Source organism: Lysobacter antibioticus, from assembly GCF_000731095.1.
GTDB lineage: Bacteria > Pseudomonadota > Gammaproteobacteria > Xanthomonadales > Xanthomonadaceae > Lysobacter > Lysobacter antibioticus_B.
The window spans coordinates 54570-71384 of the sequence record NZ_JMTZ01000018.1; the positions used below are offsets into that span (position 1 = coordinate 54570).

General features: G+C 67.1%; 12 protein-coding genes, 1 rRNA gene and 1 pseudogene. 6 read left to right on the plus strand and 8 right to left on the minus strand.

Features of this window, described 5'->3' with window-relative positions:
• Positions 1 to 46: 46 nt before the first annotated feature.
• Together EX88_RS0107175 and tyrS are read right to left on the minus strand one after the other, a co-directional pair.
• A 16S ribosomal RNA gene (locus EX88_RS0107175) occupies positions 47 to 1591 on the minus strand.
• Positions 1592 to 2414: 823 nt separating this feature from the next.
• Positions 2415 to 3644 (minus strand): tyrosine--tRNA ligase, encoded by a 1230-nt coding sequence (gene tyrS, locus EX88_RS0107180; protein WP_031371319.1) that lies wholly within the window; start codon positions 3642 to 3644, stop codon positions 2415 to 2417.
• Between the two features lie 192 nt (positions 3645 to 3836).
• On the opposite strand from tyrS, the gene EX88_RS0107185 reads away from it, so the two are divergent.
• Together EX88_RS0107185 and EX88_RS0107190 are read left to right on the plus strand one after the other, a co-directional pair.
• Positions 3837 to 5291 (plus strand): M23 family metallopeptidase, encoded by a 1455-nt coding sequence (locus EX88_RS0107185; RefSeq protein ID WP_051884662.1) that lies wholly within the window; start codon positions 3837 to 3839, stop codon positions 5289 to 5291.
• Between the two features lie 399 nt (positions 5292 to 5690).
• Positions 5691 to 6869 carry an anhydro-N-acetylmuramic acid kinase gene (locus EX88_RS0107190; RefSeq protein ID WP_051884664.1) on the plus strand — a complete coding sequence of 393 codons (1179 nt, stop codon included), beginning with the start codon at positions 5691 to 5693 and terminating at the stop codon, positions 6867 to 6869.
• Positions 6870 to 6897: 28 nt separating this feature from the next.
• Here EX88_RS0107190 and EX88_RS26765 read toward each other — a convergent pair whose 3' ends face one another.
• From EX88_RS26765 to EX88_RS0107205, 3 genes are all read right to left on the minus strand, one after another.
• Positions 6898 to 7227, minus strand: coding sequence for a hypothetical protein (locus EX88_RS26765; RefSeq protein ID WP_200875809.1), 330 nt, complete (start codon positions 7225 to 7227; stop codon positions 6898 to 6900).
• 117 nt (positions 7228 to 7344) lie between these two features.
• Positions 7345 to 8748, minus strand: a complete 1404-nt coding sequence (locus EX88_RS0107200) for an MFS transporter (protein ID WP_031371323.1) — start codon at positions 8746 to 8748, stop codon at positions 7345 to 7347.
• Entirely contained in the window at positions 8738 to 9511 is a 774-nt protein-coding gene (locus tag EX88_RS0107205) for an exodeoxyribonuclease III (RefSeq protein ID WP_031371324.1), read from the minus strand. Before EX88_RS0107205 ends, EX88_RS0107200 begins: the two co-directional genes overlap by 11 nt.
• 55 nt (positions 9512 to 9566) lie before the next feature.
• Between EX88_RS0107205 and EX88_RS23580 the strand changes: the two genes are divergently transcribed.
• From EX88_RS23580 to EX88_RS0107220, 3 genes are all read left to right on the plus strand, one after another.
• Positions 9567 to 10121, plus strand: a complete 555-nt coding sequence (locus EX88_RS23580; protein WP_051884667.1) for a GNAT family N-acetyltransferase — start codon at positions 9567 to 9569, stop codon at positions 10119 to 10121.
• Positions 10118 to 10780 (plus strand): orotate phosphoribosyltransferase, encoded by a 663-nt coding sequence (pyrE, locus tag EX88_RS0107215; RefSeq protein ID WP_031371326.1) that lies wholly within the window; start codon positions 10118 to 10120, stop codon positions 10778 to 10780. The genes EX88_RS23580 and pyrE overlap by 4 nt, the downstream gene beginning before the upstream one ends.
• A gap of 145 nt (positions 10781 to 10925) precedes the next feature.
• On the plus strand, positions 10926 to 11582 hold the full coding sequence (locus EX88_RS0107220) for a hypothetical protein (protein ID WP_051884669.1): 657 nt from the start codon (positions 10926 to 10928) through the stop codon (positions 11580 to 11582).
• A 147-nt stretch (positions 11583 to 11729) separates the two neighbouring features.
• Here EX88_RS0107220 and EX88_RS0107225 read toward each other — a convergent pair whose 3' ends face one another.
• The 3 genes and pseudogenes from EX88_RS0107225 to coaBC form a co-directional block, all read right to left on the minus strand.
• On the minus strand, positions 11730 to 14045 hold the full coding sequence (locus EX88_RS0107225) for a phosphomannomutase/phosphoglucomutase (protein ID WP_031371328.1): 2316 nt from the start codon (positions 14043 to 14045) through the stop codon (positions 11730 to 11732).
• A gap of 147 nt (positions 14046 to 14192) precedes the next feature.
• Entirely contained in the window at positions 14193 to 14651 is a 459-nt protein-coding gene (gene dut / locus EX88_RS0107230; protein ID WP_031371329.1) for a dUTP diphosphatase, read from the minus strand.
• A 47-nt stretch (positions 14652 to 14698) separates the two neighbouring features.
• Positions 14699 to 15915 (minus strand): annotated as a pseudogene (gene coaBC, locus EX88_RS23585) (bifunctional phosphopantothenoylcysteine decarboxylase/phosphopantothenate--cysteine ligase CoaBC).
• Positions 15916 to 16085: 170 nt separating this feature from the next.
• Between coaBC and radC the strand changes: the two are divergent.
• Entirely contained in the window at positions 16086 to 16760 is a 675-nt protein-coding gene (gene radC / locus EX88_RS0107240; RefSeq protein WP_031371330.1) for a RadC family protein, read from the plus strand.
• The last annotated feature ends 55 nt before the right edge of the window (positions 16761 to 16815 follow it).

Consider the following 16815-nt stretch of genomic DNA (forward strand, 5'->3'; position numbering starts at 1 on the left):
ACTTGTGCGGACGTCTGGACAGGCAATTAACTGTCTTTTTGTCTCTAAAGGAGGTGATCCAGCCGCACCTTCCGATACGGCTACCTTGTTACGACTTCACCCCAGTCATCGGCCACACCGTGGCAAGCGCCCTCCCGAAGGTTAAGCTACCTGCTTCTGGTGCAACAAACTCCCATGGTGTGACGGGCGGTGTGTACAAGGCCCGGGAACGTATTCACCGCAGCAATGCTGATCTGCGATTACTAGCGATTCCGACTTCACGGAGTCGAGTTGCAGACTCCGATCCGGACTGAGATAGGGTTTCTGGGATTGGCTTGCCCTCGCGGGTTTGCAGCCCTCTGTCCCTACCATTGTAGTACGTGTGTAGCCCTGGTCGTAAGGGCCATGATGACTTGACGTCATCCCCACCTTCCTCCGGTTTGTCACCGGCGGTCTCCTTAGAGTTCCCACCATTACGTGCTGGCAACTAAGGACAAGGGTTGCGCTCGTTGCGGGACTTAACCCAACATCTCACGACACGAGCTGACGACAGCCATGCAGCACCTGTCTCACGGTTCCCGAAGGCACCAATCCATCTCTGGAAAGTTCCGTGGATGTCAAGACCAGGTAAGGTTCTTCGCGTTGCATCGAATTAAACCACATACTCCACCGCTTGTGCGGGCCCCCGTCAATTCCTTTGAGTTTCAGTCTTGCGACCGTACTTCCCAGGCGGCGAACTTAACGCGTTAGCTTCGATACTGAGAGCCAAGTTGCTCCCAACATCCAGTTCGCATCGTTTAGGGCGTGGACTACCAGGGTATCTAATCCTGTTTGCTCCCCACGCTTTCGTGCCTCAGTGTCAGTGCTGGTCCAGGTAGTCGCCTTCGCCACAGATGTTCCTCCCGATATCTACGCATTTCACTGCTACACCGGGAATTCCACTACCCTCTACCGCACTCTAGTAAGCCAGTTTCCAATGCCATTCCCAGGTTGAGCCCAGGGCTTTCACATCAGACTTAACAAACCACCTACGCACGCTTTACGCCCAGTAATTCCGAGTAACGCTTGCACCCTTCGTATTACCGCGGCTGCTGGCACGAAGTTAGCCGGTGCTTATTCTTCCGGTACCGTCATGACCTCGGGGTATTAACCCGAAGCTTTTCTTTCCGGACAAAAGTGCTTTACAACCCGAAGGCCTTCTTCACACACGCGGCATGGCTGGATCAGGCTTGCGCCCATTGTCCAATATTCCCCACTGCTGCCTCCCGTAGGAGTCTGGACCGTGTCTCAGTTCCAGTGTGGCTGATCATCCTCTCAGACCAGCTACGGATCGTCGCCTTGGTGGGCCTTTACCCCGCCAACTAGCTAATCCGACGTCGGCTCATCTATCTGCGCGAAGCCCGAAGGTCCTCCGCTTTCACCCGTAGGTCGTATGCGGTATTAGCGTAAGTTTCCCTACGTTATCCCCCACAAATAGGCAGATTCCGACGTATTCCTCACCCGTCCGCCACTCGCCACCCAAGGAGCAAGCTCCTCTGTGCTGCCGTTCGACTTGCATGTGTTAGGCCTGCCGCCAGCGTTCACTCTGAGCCAGGATCAAACTCTTCACTTAAATGTTTCGATTCCAGCCTTGCGGCTTTCATCAATGCTTTGAGTGCAGACTTCGCCCCAGGCCCTCATTACTCAATTACTCGCATTTGCATGCTTTCTTCAATCACTTGGACTCTGTTACGAACGTCTGCAAGATGGACAATCATCCACCCGCCAGACGCCCGCACAAGTCACCTGCGCACACTGTCAAAGATCGTCGAAACCGGCCTCAGCGCCTTGTTTCGTGCTCGTCACCGAAGTGCCCGAGCGAGCCGCACACTATACAGCAGTTTTCGTGAACGTCAACACCTGTCCGCGAAACTTCTTGCTGCTTCCCGACTCGCCGTCCGCTTCGTTTTTCCGAAGCTTCCGTCTCACCGGGCCGCGCATCTTACAGCATGTTTTCGACTCGTCAACACTTATCGAAACCGCCGTTTTCTGCGCCCCGCCAACCTTACAAACCGGTCAGCGGGCCGCGCATCTTACAGCAATGTTTCAGACCGTCAACACCTGTCGAAACCGCCCTTTCTGCGCGTCCCCGCCAATCGATACATCCGGTCAGCGGGGCCGCGCATTATGCATACATGAACAGGGCTTGGGAAGCGATTTCGAAAAAAATGAACAGGGAATTTCGCGGCCGCGGTGGAAAGCCTTATGCGACGGGCTTAACGCGTGGTTTGCGACCTGGGTCGGCCCTCACCCCGCCCCTCTCCCGCAGGCGGGAGAGGGAGAAGAACACCGCTAGAGGGATGCACCTCGCCGCTTGAGTGGCGTATCGCAGGCCGGAGGCTCATCGGCGGCGCCGGCATCCGCAAGCGTCGCAATGCAGCCAGCCGCCCCTCTGCTCATGCGGCGACCAGGCGAACCCGGGCGAAATTGCGCTTGCCCACGGCAAGCACGCCCTCGAACCCAGGGGTGAATACCTGCTGCGGGTCTTCTATGACGTTGCCGTCGACCTTCACCGCCCGCTCCTTGAGCTTGCGGTTGCCTTCGGCATTGCTCGGCATCAACCCGGCGGCCACCAGCAAGGCGGCAATACGCAGCCCCTCGGCCGGCACGCCGACGTCGGTCAGCGGCAGGGAGGCGATATCGCCCTCGCCGCGCACTGCGGCATTCCAGCCCGCCATGGCCTGCTCGGCGGCCTGAGCCCCATGGAAGCGGGCGGCCAGTTCGCGCGCCAGGCGCATCTTGAGGTCGCGCGGGTTGAGCTGGCCCGCGGCGATCTCGTCTTTAAGACGGGCCGCCTCGGCGATGCCGATCTCGAAGCTCAGCAGGTCGATCCAGCGCCACATCAGCACGTCGTCGATCTTCATCGTCTTGGTGACGATATCGATGGCCGGCTCGTTGATGCCTATGTAGTTGCCGAGCGACTTGGACATCTTGTTGACGCCGTCCAGACCTTCCAGCAGCGGCATGGTCAGGACGATCTGGGCCGGCTGGCCGTGGTGCTCCTGCAGGCCGCGCCCCATCAACAGATTGAATTTCTGGTCGGTGCCGCCGAGTTCGACGTCGCACTGCAGCGCTACCGAGTCGTAGCCCTGAACCAGCGGATACAGGAATTCGTGGATCGCGATCGGCTGCTGGGCGGCGTAGCGCTTGGCGAAATCGTCGCGTTCGAGCATGCGCGCGACCGTGTGCTGGGCGGCGAGCTTGATCATGTCGGCCGAACTCATCTGGCCGAACCATTCGGAATTGAAGCGGACCTCGGTGCGCTCCTTGTCCAGCACCTTGAACACCTGGTCGGCATAGGTCTGGGCGTTGGCGAGCACGTCTTCGCGGGTCAGCGGCTTGCGGGTGACGTTCTTGCCGGTCGGGTCGCCGATCATTCCGGTGAAGTCGCCGATCAGGAAGATCACCTGATGGCCCAGGTCCTGGAACTGCCGCATCTTGTTGAGCAGCACGGTGTGGCCGATGTGCAGGTCGGGCGCGGTCGGGTCGAACCCGGCCTTGATCCGCAGCGGGCGGCCCCCGGCCTTCATGGATGCGGTGAGGCGGGCTTCGAGCTCCTCGCGCTTGAGGATTTCGTCGGCGCCGCGGGCGATCAGGTCGAGGGCTTCTTGTACGGATGAGGACACGTGGGGACTCGCTCGGCGGCCACGCCCCGGAGTGCGAACGCGGTCACGGATTCAGGTTAATTGGGAGTTAAACGAAACTGGGCCGGCTGGAGACAAAAACCCCATTCAGCTCAAGGGTTTGACGCGTACTACTCGTGTGACTATGGTAACGCCGCTACGCGGCCTTCACACCTCACGCGAGGGATTCATCCAATGACAGTACCCGAGCAGGCTTCCAGTGTAGGCGCGCAACGCCGCGAACGACTGAAAGCACTGCGTGAAGCCGCCTTGCGCCGCCCCGTGTTGGCGCGTCATCTTTCCGATGGATTCAACGGTCGCTGGTCGGGCCGCCAGTGGGTGCAGGCCGGTCTGTTCGCGACCCTGGGCATGATGGTCGCAGCCATCGTGCCGGGTTTCAGCCAGTCGACCGCCTCGGTGCGCGTGCACGAACCGCGCCAATCCCTGGCCTTGGCCCTGCCGCCGCTGCCGATCGCCCGCGTACGCGGCGAACACGGCGACAGCTGGCAGTTGGTGCGGATCAATCGCGGCGAGACCCTGGGCTCGGTGTTCAAGGACCTGGACATCCCGGCCTCGACGATGCACAAGATCCTCGAACAGCCCGGCGCCAAGGAAGCCCTGAAGCGCATGAAGCCCGGCACCGAGCTCGGGTTCGACATGCCGGTCAACGGCAGCCTGCGCACCTTCCGCTACGACCGCGACGACAGTCACCGCATCGAGCTGAGCCTCGCCGGCGACAAGATCACCCAGAAGATCATCACCCGACCGACCGAGAGCCGCACCGTGGTCCTCAGCGGCAAGGTCGGCAAGTCGTTGTTCCGCTCGGCGCGCAAGGTCGGGCTGACGCCGGCCAACATCAATACGCTGACCGACGACATCTTCAAGTACGACATCGACTTCAACGAAGACGTAGGCGCCGAAGACCGTTTCAGCGTCGTGGTCGAACAGACCTGGCGCGAAGGCGAACTGCTCAGCACCGGTCCGGTGCTTGCGGCGACCTTCACCAGCGAAGGCCGCCTGCATACGGGCTTCCGCTTCGAGCGCGGCGGCAAGGCCGAGTACTTCACCGGCGACGGCCGCCCGCTCAAGAAGAGCTTCATCCGCATGCCGATTCCGTATGCGCGTCTGACCTCGGGCTTCGGTTCGCGCCGCCATCCGGTGCTGGGCCGCATCCGCATGCACACCGGCGTCGATTACGGCGCGGGCACCGGCACGCCGATCATGGCCGCGGGCGACGCGCGCGTGCAGTTCGTCGGCTGGAAGGGCGGTTACGGCCGCGCGGTGATCCTCGACCACGGCCGCGGCTACACCACGCTGTACGGGCACATGTCGAACTTCGGCCGCATCCGGCCCGGCCAGCACGTCGGCCAGGGCACGGTGATCGGCTATGTCGGCAGCTCCGGCCTGGCGACCGGCCCGCACCTGCACTACGAATTCCGCATCAACGGCGTGCACCGCAACCCGCTGTCGGTGACGATGCCGCCGCCGGAGCCGCTGAGCGGCATGGCGCTGGCCCAGTTCCGCACCCAGACCGGCGTGGCTCTGGCGCGGATCCGCCAGGTCGAGAACATCATCTACGCCGATGCGGGCCCCGCTCCGGCAGCGACGCCAGCCAAGGCGAACGTGAAGAAGAAGACGACCAAGGCCTGATCGGGCCGCGGCAAGCGAAAGGCCTCTTCGGAGGCCTTTGTGCTTTTTGGGGATGGCGTCATGGATGCCATGCAAGGGCGGGAGGCGTTACCGTGGGGCGCTATACCGCATAGGAAACTCGTCGTGATTGGGAATTCGGCTACTTCAGGCCTTGGGAGCCCTCGTCGTGATTGAGAATTCTTCGGTCCCGACGGCCACTCGCGTCGTCTCCCTCACAGGAATCTTCACCATGGTCCCGGCTGCTGTTGGCGTCGCCAACTTCCATAGGAACCTTCGTCGTGATTGAGAATTCTTCGGTCCCGGCGGCCACTCGCGTTGTCTCCCTCACAGGAATCTTCACCATGGTCCCGGCTGCTGTTGGCACCGCTACGCCTGTTTCAGGCCTTTTGGAGCTCCGTCGTGGTTGAGAACTCTTCGGTCCCGCCTGCTGTTGGCACCGCTACGCCTGTTTCAGGCCTTTATCTTGGACTGATCTCCGGGACCAGCGCGGACGGCATCGACGCCGCGCTGGTGCGCTTCGCAGACGGCGCCGCGCCGACCCGCTGCGAACTGGTGCTCGGCCGCACCTACCCCTGGCAGCAGGCGCTGCGCGAGCGCCTGGTCGCGCTCGGCCAGGGCGGCGACGCGCGTTCGCTGGAAGAACTGGGCACGCTCGACGTGCAAGTCGCCGAAGCCTTCGCCGACGCGGCGCTGAGCCTGATCGGCGAGGCCGGCGTGGCCGTATCCGAGGTCGCCGCGATCGGCTCGCACGGCCAGACCGTGCGTCATCGCCCGGCCGGCGCCGGCTACGACGGCCGCCACCCTTTCACCTGGCAGATCGGCGACGGCGCGGTCATCGCCGAACGCAGCGGCATCGCCACGGTGGCCGATTTCCGCCGCCGCGACGTCGCCGCCGGCGGCCACGGCGCGCCGCTGATGCCGGCCTTCCACGCTGCCCTGCTGCATTCCGACGCCGAGGACCGGGCCGCGCTCAATCTCGGCGGAATCGCCAACTTCACCCTGTTGCCGGCGCACGGCGACGTGCGCGGTTTCGACACCGGGCCGGCCAATTGCCTGATGGACGCCTGGGCGCTGCGCCACCTGGGCACGGCGTTCGACGCCGACGGCGCCTTCGCCGCGCGCGGCACGGTCGATGCGGACCTGCTTGCGCGCCTGCTCGACGAGCCCTGGTTCGCCCTGCCGCCGCCGAAGAGCACCGGACGCGAGCAATTCCACCTGGCCTGGGTCGAGGCCCGCCTGAGCGGCGCGGAGGCGCCACAGGACGTGCAGGCGACCCTGCTGGAACTCAGCGCGATCACCACCGCCGATGCCTTGCGCGCGCACCAGCCGGCGACGAAGCGGGTGCTGGCCTGCGGAGGCGGCGTGCGCAATAGCGCCCTGCTCGAGCGGATCGCCGCGCATCTGCCCGGGGTCGCGGTCGAGTCGACCGTGCCTTACGGCCTGGACCCGGATTTCGTCGAGGCGATGGGCTTCGCCTGGCTGGCGCGGCAAACCTTGAGCGGACTGCCGGGCAACCTGCCCAGCGTCACCGGCGCGCGCGGTCCGCGCGTACTCGGTACGGTGCACCCCTCCGCCTGACCGCGGCCGCTGTCGGCGCGACCCGGCTTCAGGCCGAGTCGGTGTTGATGCGGAACTCTTCGAGCAGTTCCAGGCTGCTGAAATCCGGACCGCTCGGCTTGGGCTCGGCCGGTTCGGCGCGGCCGATCAGGGAGAACCCCGGGTCGCTGGGGATATGCTCCAACGCCGCGATCGCTTCCTGCAACGCCGAAGCGTCGGTGTCGCTGAAACGCCCGACCATCTCGGCCTCGACCGCGAACAGCCCGCTCTCGATCAGGTGCAGCGCGGTGCGCTGCAGACTCCAGCCACGCGTCTCCGCGACCCGGCGAATGCGGTCGGCCAGGATGGCGTCCAGGTTGTGCAGGATGATGTCGGCCACAGACGAGCAAAGTGCCATCGTTGCCGTATCGATAGCAACACGAAGTTGCTGGATTCGCGTTCAGGAACTCGACTGCACCGACGGTCGGCGCCTGCCGGCGGATACGAGGCGCCGCGATCAGGCCGTGGTTTGTACCGCCGTCGGCGGTTTGCGCGCCACCAGCACGATGCACAGCAGCAGGGCCGGGATGCCGACCAGCGCGGTACCGACGAAGAACAGCGAGTAGGCCTCGAGCAGGCTGCGATCGATCGCCAGGTGCTCTACGGCGACGCCGGACAAGCCCTTCAACACCTTGCCCAGCAGGGCGTAGAACGAGCTCAGCAAGGCGTACTGGGTGGCGGTATAGCCGACGTTGGTCAGGCTGGACATGTAGCCGACCAGGGCCACGCCGGCATAGCCGTTGCAGAAGTTGTCGATCACCATCGCCGCGGTGAACACGCCCGGGTCGTTGCCGTGCAGGGCCAGGTAGGCGAAGGCCAGGTTCGAGCCCGGGCCGAGCACCGCGCCGGCGAGCAGGGTCTGAATGAAGCCGAAGCGCACCGCGGTCAGGCCGGCCGCGGCGACCCCGGCGATGGTCGCGACCAGGCCGAACGAGCCACGCACCGCGCCGACGGTTTCCTTGGCCATGCCGAGGTCGGCGTAGAACGGATTGGCCATCGGCCCGAACAGGAAATCCGGCAGCCGGTACAGGCTGATGGTCAGCAGCATCAACAGCGCCCATTGGCCGTGCTGGCGGAAGAAGGCCACGAACGGGCCGACCAGGGCGTCGAACAAGCCTCGAGCGGAGAACAGCGCCGGGTGCGGGCTCGCCGCGGCGAGCACCGAAGCGGCCGGCTCGCGCGCCGACAGCGTCGCCAGCACGCCGACCCCCATCAACGCCGCCATCGCACCGTAGGACAGCGACCAGCCGGCCTGCGCGGCGAGGATCAGGATCAACGAATCTGTGACCAGCAGGGCGCCGCGATAGCCCAGGGTCGAGGTCGAGGTCAGCAGCCCCTGCTGCTCGGGGCTGGATGCGCTTTCGATGCGCCAGGCGTCGATGACGATGTCCTGGGTCGCCGAGGCGAAGGCCACCACCAGCGCCAGCGCGCCGAACACCAGCAAGTGGTTCAAAGCGACTCCGCCGAGCAGCAACTGGCCCTGGCGCGGTTCGACCAGGGCCATGCCGACCAGGGCCGCGCCGACGACCAGTTGCGATAGCAGCATCCAGCCGCGGCGCCGGCCGAGCCAGCGCCCCAGCACCGGCGCGTCGAGCTTGTCGACCAGCGGCGCCCACAGGAATTTCAGCGAATAGGCCAGCCCGACCCAGGACAGGAAGCCGATGGTCGACAACTCGATGCCGTTCTCGCGCATCCAGAAGCCGAGGGTGTTGCCGACCAGGTAGATCGGGATGCCCGAGCTGAACCCGAGCAACAGCATGACCAGGACCTTGGGCTCGCGCAGGTTGGCGAGCACCAGCCGCCAGCCCTTGCGCGCGGGCGGCGCCGCGCGCGCGGCCGCGGCGCCGGTCTCAGAGGTCATAGTCGACGCTGAAAGGCGCGTGGTCGGAGAAGCGCGGTTCCTTCAGGATCGAGCAGCCGCGCAGCCGGTCGCGCAGGCTCGGGGTGGCGAACTGGTAGTCGATGCGCCAACCGACGTCGTTGGCGCGCGCGGCGCCGCGGTTGCTCCACCAGGTGTAGTCCTGGCCCTCGGCGTTCAAGCTACGGTAGGCATCGACCCAGCCGCTTTCGTCCATGCACACGCCGTTGAGCCAGTCGCGCTCGGGCGGCAGGCAGCCGGAGTTCTTCTGGTTCGAGGTCCAGTTCTTGATGTCCAGGCGGGTGCGGACGATATTCCAGTCGCCGCACAGGACGTAGTCGCGGCCGCTCGCCAGCCATTGGTCGAGAATGGGCTTCAGCCATTCCATAACCTCGAACTTGAAGCCCTGGCGCAGCTCGCCCGACGAACCGGACGGGATGTAGAACGAGACCACGCTGAGGTTGCCGAAACGCGCCTCGATGTAGCGGCCTTCCTCGTCGAACGGCGCCCAGCCCAGGGCCGTGCGGACCTCGTCGGGCTCGCGCCGGCTGTAGATCGCCACGCCGCTGTAGCCCTTCTTGGTGGTGGCGTCGCGGAAATAGGCGCGGTAGCCGTCGGGCAGGAAGGCCGGCCCGGCCAACTGGTGTTCCTGGGCCTTGGTCTCCTGGACGCAAAGCACGTCCGCGTTCTGGGTCTTGAACCAGTCGAAGAAGCCCTTGGTCGTGGCCGAGCGCAGACCGTTGGCGTTGAAGCTGATGATGCGCATGCGCGCTCCACATCCGAAGTGCGCACGATCATAGCAACGGCCGGGCACGGGTATCATGTCGGCCATGACCGTGGCGACCTCCGTTTTCAGCGATTCCGCGGCCGCCGTGCGCGTGCTGCCGGTGAACGAGGCGCTGGCGCCCGCGGTGCGCGCGCTGCAGGTCGCCCCCGAGCAACTGCCCTTCGTCGGCGACACCGCGTTCAACCTGGCCGACACCTGGCGCGACCCGAACAGCGAGGCGATGGCGGTGCTGGCCGGCGACCGCGTGGTCGGCTTCTACCGGCTCGACTTCAGCGTCCAGGCCATCGCCGGGCGCTCGCTCGGCGAGCCCGGCGTGGGCCTGCGCGCCTATATGATCGACCGCACCCAGCAAGGCCGCGGCTACGGCACGCGCGCCATCGCCGCCTGCCGCGACGACCTGCGCCTGCGTCATCCGCAGCGCCGCCTGCTCGCCCTGACCGTCAACGTGCGCAACCGCCCGGCGATCTCGGCCTACCTCAAGGCCGGCTTCGTCGACACCGGCGAGCTGTTCCACGGCGGCAACGCCGGCCCGCAGCACCTGATGCTGTTGCGCCTGATTCCTTCTTCCCCCGACCCGACCCCGCCATGACCGACCATCGCCATCGCTTCCTCCAGCTCGCCCTGAACGCCGACGCCCTGCGCTTCGGCGAGTTCACCCTCAAGTCGGGCCGGGTCAGTCCCTATTTCTTCAATGCCGGCCGCTTCGACTCGGGCGCGGCATTGGCCGGGTTGGCGAGTTGCTATGCCGATGCGATCCAGGCCGCGGGCCTGGAGTTCGACCTGTTGTTCGGCCCGGCCTACAAGGGCATTCCGCTGGCGACCGCGCTCGGCTGCGAATACGCACGCCGCGGCCGCGACCTGCCGCTGGCCTTCAACCGCAAGGAAGCCAAGGCCCACGGCGAAGGCGGCATGCTGATCGGCGCGCCCCTGGCGGGCCGCCGCGTGCTGATCGTCGACGACGTCATCACCGCCGGCACCGCGATCCGCGAAGCGCTCGGCCTGATCGCCGAGGCCGGCGGCAGCGTCGCCGGCATCGTCATCGCGCTCGACCGCCAGGAAGCCGTGGACCCCGCACAATCCCGACGCTCGGCGGCAGAAACTGTCGCAATCGAACACGCTCTGCCGGTGGTCGCGATCGCCACCCTCGACGACCTCCTCGCCTTCACGGGCGAGAGCGCAGAGTTCGCCTCGCAGCGCGAGCGCCTGCTGGCCTACCGCAGCGCTTACGGCCGTAGCGCGGAAACCTGATCGCCGGACGGCGGCGCAGGAGACGGCGGCCGGCGTTGGACGACGCCCGCACTGTGATCGCAGGCACGAAAGAGGAGACCGACATGGCCCGACTCTTGCTTGGTTCTTTGCCGATTGGCCGACCGTTCGACGGCACGAGGGCGACATGAACCGACTCCATACCCTGCTGGCCAGCGCGCTGCTGCTGATGCTCGCTGCGCCACTGGCCAACGCCCAAGCGGACGCGGGAAGCCCGGCCAAGAAGCTTTACTGCTGGAACGAAGGCGGCCGCAAGGTCTGTGGCGACGCCCTGCCCGCGCATGCCGTCGACAGCGCGCGCACCGAGATCAGCGCACGCAGCGGCCTGCGGACCGGCCAGGTCGATCGCGCCCTGACCCCGGAAGAGCGCGTGCTTGCCGATCAGGCCGCTCGCGCCGCCCGCAGCGCCGCCATGGCCGAAGAGGCGCGCAAGCGCCGCGACCACGCCATGGCCGAGTCCTATGCGACCGAGCAGGAGCTGCGCGACTCGTTCCAGGAGCGGATCATCCTGCTCGACGAGACCGTCAAGGCCTCGCAGCTCGGCATCGACGGCCGTCGCCAGACCCTGTTGAGCCTGCTGCGCCGCGCCGGCGAAGCCGAGCTCGGCACCAAGCCGGTGAGCAAGACCCTGGCCGACAACATCCGTCACCAGCACGAAGAGCTGATGCACCAGCAGGAGATGCTCAAGCAGCAGTTGGCCGAGCGCAGCGTCGCCGACGACGACCTCGCCGCGGCTCTGGAGCGCTATCACACGATGAAGGCGCGCCGGCCCAACCAGGGCTGAGCCCGGCTGGTCCGGCGGCCGTAGCGAGCGGTCGCGGCAAGCAAGCCCATACAAGCACGCCCATGAACGAAAACGCCGCGGCAAGCCGCGGCGTTTTGGTGTGCGTTGTCGGCGATGCCGGTCCGGCCGGCGTCGCTTCGGTGCGGCTTAGAACGGCAGCTTCAGGTCCGGCTTCAGCGCCAGCAACTGGGCGCGGAACGCGTCCTGGATCCGCACCAGCGCCTCGTGAGTGTCGGCGTCGAAGCGCATGACCAGGATCGGCGTGGTGTTGGATGCGCGCACCAGGCCCCAGCCGTCGGCGAAGTCCACGCGCAGGCCGTCGATGGTCGACAGACGCGCGCCCTCGAACGAAGCCTCGGCGACGAAACGCTCGACGAAGCTGTGCGGGTCGCCGTCGGGCGCGTCGACCTTGATCTCGGCGGTGGCGACGCCGCTGGGCAGCGCGTTGAGGGTGTCGCTCGGGCTTTGCGGCTGTGCCGACAGGATCTCCAGCAAGCGCGCCGCCGAGTAGATGCCGTCGTCGAAGCCGTACCAGCGCTCCTTGAAGAAGAAGTGGCCGCTCATCTCGCCGGCCAGTTCGGCGTCGGTCTCGCGCATCTTGGCCTTGATCAGCGAGTGGCCGGTCTTCCACATGAGCGGGCTGCCGCCGTGGCGCAGGATGTGGCCCGGCAAGCGGCCGGTGCACTTGACGTCGTAGATGATCATCGCGCCCGGGTTGCGTTCGAGCACGTCGGCCGCGAACAGCATCAGCAGCCGGTCCGGGAAGATGTTCTGGCCGTCGCGGGTGACCACGCCGAGGCGGTCGCCGTCGCCGTCGAAGGCGATGCCGAGATCGGCGTTCAGGCGCTCGACCATCTTGATCAGGTCGACCAGGTTGTGCGGCTCGCTCGGGTCCGGGTGATGGTTCGGGAACTCGCCGTCGATCTCGCAGTACAGCGGCGTGACCTCGGCGCCGATCGCGGCGAGCACGCGCGGACCGACGTCGCCGGCGACGCCGTTGCCGGCATCGACGACCACCTTGAGCGGACGATCGATCTGGATATCGGAGGCGATGCGCTGGACGTAGTCCTCGGAGATGTCGCGCTGCGACAGCGTGCCGGGCTCGGCCGCGGTGTGCAGACGGCCTCCGACGATGCGCTGGTACAGGTCGGTGATCGTCGCGCCCGACAGGGTCTCGCCGCCGACCACGACCTTGAAGCCGTTGTAGTCCGGCGGGTTATGGCTGCCGGTGACCGAGACGCAGGAACCCGCGCGCAGGTGATAGGCACCGAAGTAGACCAGCGGGGTCGGCGCCAGGCCGATGTCGACGACGTTGCGGCCGGCCTTGCGCAGGCCGGCGATCAAGCCTTCGATCATCGCCGGGCCGGACAGGCGGCCGTCGCGGCCGACGACGATCTCGGTCAGGCCCTGGTCGTGCATCACCGAGCCGATAGCGTGGCCGATCATCTGGGCGACGCCGGGGTCCAGGGTCTGGCCGATCACGCCGCGGATGTCGTAAGCGCGGAAGATTCCGCCATCGATGGCCACGGCCTTGGGCGCGGCGGAGTTCTGGCTTTCGGTCACGTTGGCATCGGTCGCTTCGAGCGGAGAGACCGACATGGTCTCAGCCAAAGTCTGAACCGGGCCTTCGTCTTCGACCGGCACCGTGCGGTAGGCACGTTGACGCAGGCGCATCAGCACGAACGCCAGCAGGCCGAACACCACCGCGGCAATGAAGCAGCTCAGTGCCCCGAGCCCCAGCGGGCCGCCGGGCACGTCCGGCACCGCCGCGGCCAGGCGCAGGTCGCTGCCGGGGATCTTGGCCGCCATCGCCTCGGCGCCGTTGCCGAGCGAGGTGTCGCCGCGTTCGATCACGCTGAAACCGCCCTGGCGCAGGGCCAGGTAGCTGCTGCCGTCGACGTCGGCCTTTTCGATGCCGTCGCTGATGCGCTGCAAGGGCAACTGCAGATAGGCCACGCCGACCAATTGCTCGCCGGCGCGCGCCGGCGCAGCCAGCGCCAGCACCGGCTTGCCGCCGTCGCGCACGATCGCCGCGGTCGGCTTGTCGGCGACGATCGCCGCTTCCATCGCCGCGAGCCGGCCGTAGCCGCTCTTCGGCAGTTGCGCGTAGTCGCCGGCCAGGTCGGGCGGCAACACCGCGCCGGCCTTGGCACCGGGCCAGCTCTGGGTCAGCAGGGTCGCGGCGCGCTGCAGGTCGCCGGCTTGCAGCGCAGCCTGCATCTCCGGAGCCGCCATGCGCTCGCGCAGGCGCTTGTGCTCGATGCCGAGGGCGTCGTGGGCGGCGCTGACCGCCTTGTCGCGCGCACTGACCAGATCGGCCCGACGCGAGGCGTCCCGATGTTGCTGGATGCCGCTCCAGCCGAACCACAGGGTCAGCAGCAGGCAGACGAACGCCGCCGGCAGCAGCACGGGCTTGATTTGCGCCAGCGACAGCTGCGGCTTTTCCATTTTCACATCGACCATTGCCAGAACCTTTCCCCTGTCTGTGCCTTGCGCGGGCGATACCCCAGTCTGCACCGGGGCCGCGGATCATTCCGTCGACTGTGCCTCGTGGCGCGGTCGCTCCCGTGGTTGTCTAGCACGATGTGTGCCATGGCACCCGTTATTCGCTCAGCGCACCCCGGTATGGCCGAAACCGCCGCCCCCGCGCGCGCTGCTTTCGAACTCGTCGACCACCTGCAGGCTGGCCCGCACGATCGGCAGGACCACCAACTGGGCGATCCGATCCCCCGGCTGCATCGTAAAAGTCTCGCGGCCCCGGTTCCACACGCTGATCAGCAGCGGGCCCTGGTAGTCGGCGTCGATCAGGCCGGTGCCGTTGCCGAGCACGATGCCGTTCTTATGGCCCAGCCCCGACCGCGGCAGGATCACCGCGCACAAGGTCGGGTCGCCGAGATGGATGGCCAGGCCCGACGGCACCAGCGCGGTGTCGCCCGAGTGCAGGATCAGCGGCTCGTCGAGCGCCGCACGCAGGTCGAGGCCGGCGCTGGCCGGGGTCGCATAGCTCGGCAAGGGCCATTCGTGGCCATGCCGCGCGTCGAGGATCTTGAGTTCGAGCGTGTGGTTCATCGATTTGGAAGTCCGGACAGGGAGGGCGCCGCCGCGGCGCGCAAGGCTTAGGCCGGCCAGCGCGCGAGGATCAGGTCGAGCAGTTCGTCGGCGAGTTGGGTCTTCGGCGCCGGGCCCAGGGCGCGGGCGCCGTCGCGCCAGTAGACGGTGAGCGCGTTGTCGTCGCTTTCGAAACCGCTGCCGGCCACGCCGACGCGATTGGCCGCGATCAGGTCGACCCGCTTCTTTTCCAGCTTGCCGCGGGCGTAGAACTCGACGTCGTGGGTCTCGGCGGCGAAGCCGACGACCAGGGTCGGGCGCTGCGGATGCGCGGCGACCTCGGCCAGGATGTCGGGCGTGCGCACCAGCTCGAGGGTGAGCTGCTCGTCTTTCTTCTTGATCTTGCCGGACGCGACCTGCGCCGGCGCGTAGTCGGCCACGGCGGCGGCGCCGACGTAGGCATCGGCCGGCAAGGCCCCGATCACCGCCTCGCGCATCTGCCGGGCCGAACGCACGTCGATCCGCTCGACCCCTGCCGGGGTCGCCAGGGCGACCGGGCCGGCGACCAGCACCACCCGGGCGCCGCGCCGCGCCGCGGCCTCGGCGATCGCGAAGCCCATCTTGCCGCTGCTGCGGTTGCCGATGAAGCGGACCGGGTCGATGTCTTCGAAGGTCGGGCCGGCGCTGACGACGAGGCGCCGGCCGGCGAGGCTGGCGCCGCTCATGCCATCGCTCCGGCGAGGGCGGCGACCAGTTCCTGCGGTTCGAGCAAACGGCCGGGGCCGGATTCGGGTTCGGCCATGCGGCCCTCGCCCGGGCCGAAGAACGCCACGCCGCGCCCGCGCAGGGTCGCGACATTGGCCTGAGTGGCGGGATGACCCCACATGCGGTGATTCATCGCCGGGGCGATCGCGACCGGCGCTTCCGAGGCCAGGCACAGCGTGCTGATCAGGTCGTCGGCGAAACCGTGGGCCAGCTTGGCGATCATGTCGGCGGTGGCCGGCGCGATCAGGATCCGCTGCGCCCAACGCGCCAGTTCGATATGCCCCATCGCCAGCTCGGCCGCCTCGTCCCACAGCGAGCTGCGGACCGGATGGCCGGACAGGGCCTGGAAGGTCGCGGCACCGACGAAGCGGGTGGCGTTCTCGGTCATGGCCACGCGCACCTGGGCGCCGGCGTCTTGCAGGCGCCGCACCAGGTCGGCCGCCTTGTAGGCGGCGATGCCGCCGCAGACGCAAAGCAGGATGCGCTGGTCGTGCAGCGGCAGGGATTTGTCTTGCGCCATGGGCGGGCCGGAGCTCGTTCGGTTCTCGATGCAGGTTCGGAGACGATGAGTGACGCGGCCGCGACGAACGCCGCGTCGGCGAATCCCTACATCCTCTCGGCGGTCTAGCTTACCCGATGCCCCGCACGCCCCCGATGCCGCCCCCGGCCGGCACCGCGCAGGATGCAGCCATGAGAATCCACGAATGGCCGAGCGCGGAACGCCCGCGCGAAAAATTGCTCGCCCACGGCAGCGGCTCGCTGTCGGACGCCGAGCTGCTGGCGATCTTCCTGGGCTCGGGCCTGCGCGGCCAGGACGCGGTCGGTACCGCCCGCGGGCTGCTGACCGAGCACGGCCCCCTGCGCGACCTGCTCGACCAGCCGCCGGCCAAGCTGGTGCGCATGCGCGGCATCGGCACGGCCCGCGCCTGCGCGCTCAAGGCCGCGCTGGAACTGGCCACGCGCTGCCTGCGCGCCGAACTCGATCGCGGCACCGCCCTGACCGACCCGGAATCGGCCGGGCGCTACTTCGCCCAGCGCCTGCGCGGCCTGCAGCACGAGGTGTTCGCAGTCATGTTCCTGGACGCCCGTCACCGCGTGATCGGCTTCGAGGAAATGTTCCAGGGCACCATCAACGGTGCCGAGGTGCATCCGCGCGAGGTGGTCCGGCGCGCCCTGCAGCGCAACGCCGCGGCGGTCATCGTTGGCCACAACCACCCCAGCGGCAACGCCGAGCCCAGCCAGGACGACCGGGCGGTCACCGCCCGCCTGAAGCAGGCCCTGTCCCTGGTCGAGATTCGCCTGCTCGACCATTTCGTGGTCGGCGACGGTCTGCCGATCTCGATGGCCGCGCGCGGCTGGGTTTGAACCCCGGTCGGGACGATGGCCCGGGGGCCGACCGCTCCGCCCCGTACTCACGGCG

Bases quoted from the DNA above. Each gene is read 5' to 3' on its own strand.
- EX88_RS0107185 (WP_051884662.1), top strand. From the start codon at position 3,837: ATGACAGTACCCGAGCAGGCTTCCAGTGTAGGCGCGCAACGCCGCGAA.
- EX88_RS0107200 (WP_031371323.1), bottom strand. From the start codon at position 8,748: ATGACCTCTGAGACCGGCGCCGCGGCCGCGCGCGCGGCGCCGCCCGCG.
- EX88_RS0107205 (WP_031371324.1), bottom strand. From the start codon at position 9,511: ATGCGCATCATCAGCTTCAACGCCAACGGTCTGCGCTCGGCCACGACC.
- EX88_RS23580 (WP_051884667.1), top strand. From the start codon at position 9,567: ATGTCGGCCATGACCGTGGCGACCTCCGTTTTCAGCGATTCCGCGGCC.
- pyrE (WP_031371326.1), top strand. From the start codon at position 10,118: ATGACCGACCATCGCCATCGCTTCCTCCAGCTCGCCCTGAACGCCGAC.
- EX88_RS0107220 (WP_051884669.1), top strand. From the start codon at position 10,926: ATGAACCGACTCCATACCCTGCTGGCCAGCGCGCTGCTGCTGATGCTC.
- EX88_RS0107225 (WP_031371328.1), bottom strand. From the start codon at position 14,045: ATGGTCGATGTGAAAATGGAAAAGCCGCAGCTGTCGCTGGCGCAAATC.
- dut (WP_031371329.1), bottom strand. From the start codon at position 14,651: ATGAACCACACGCTCGAACTCAAGATCCTCGACGCGCGGCATGGCCAC.
- radC (WP_031371330.1), top strand. From the start codon at position 16,086: ATGAGAATCCACGAATGGCCGAGCGCGGAACGCCCGCGCGAAAAATTG.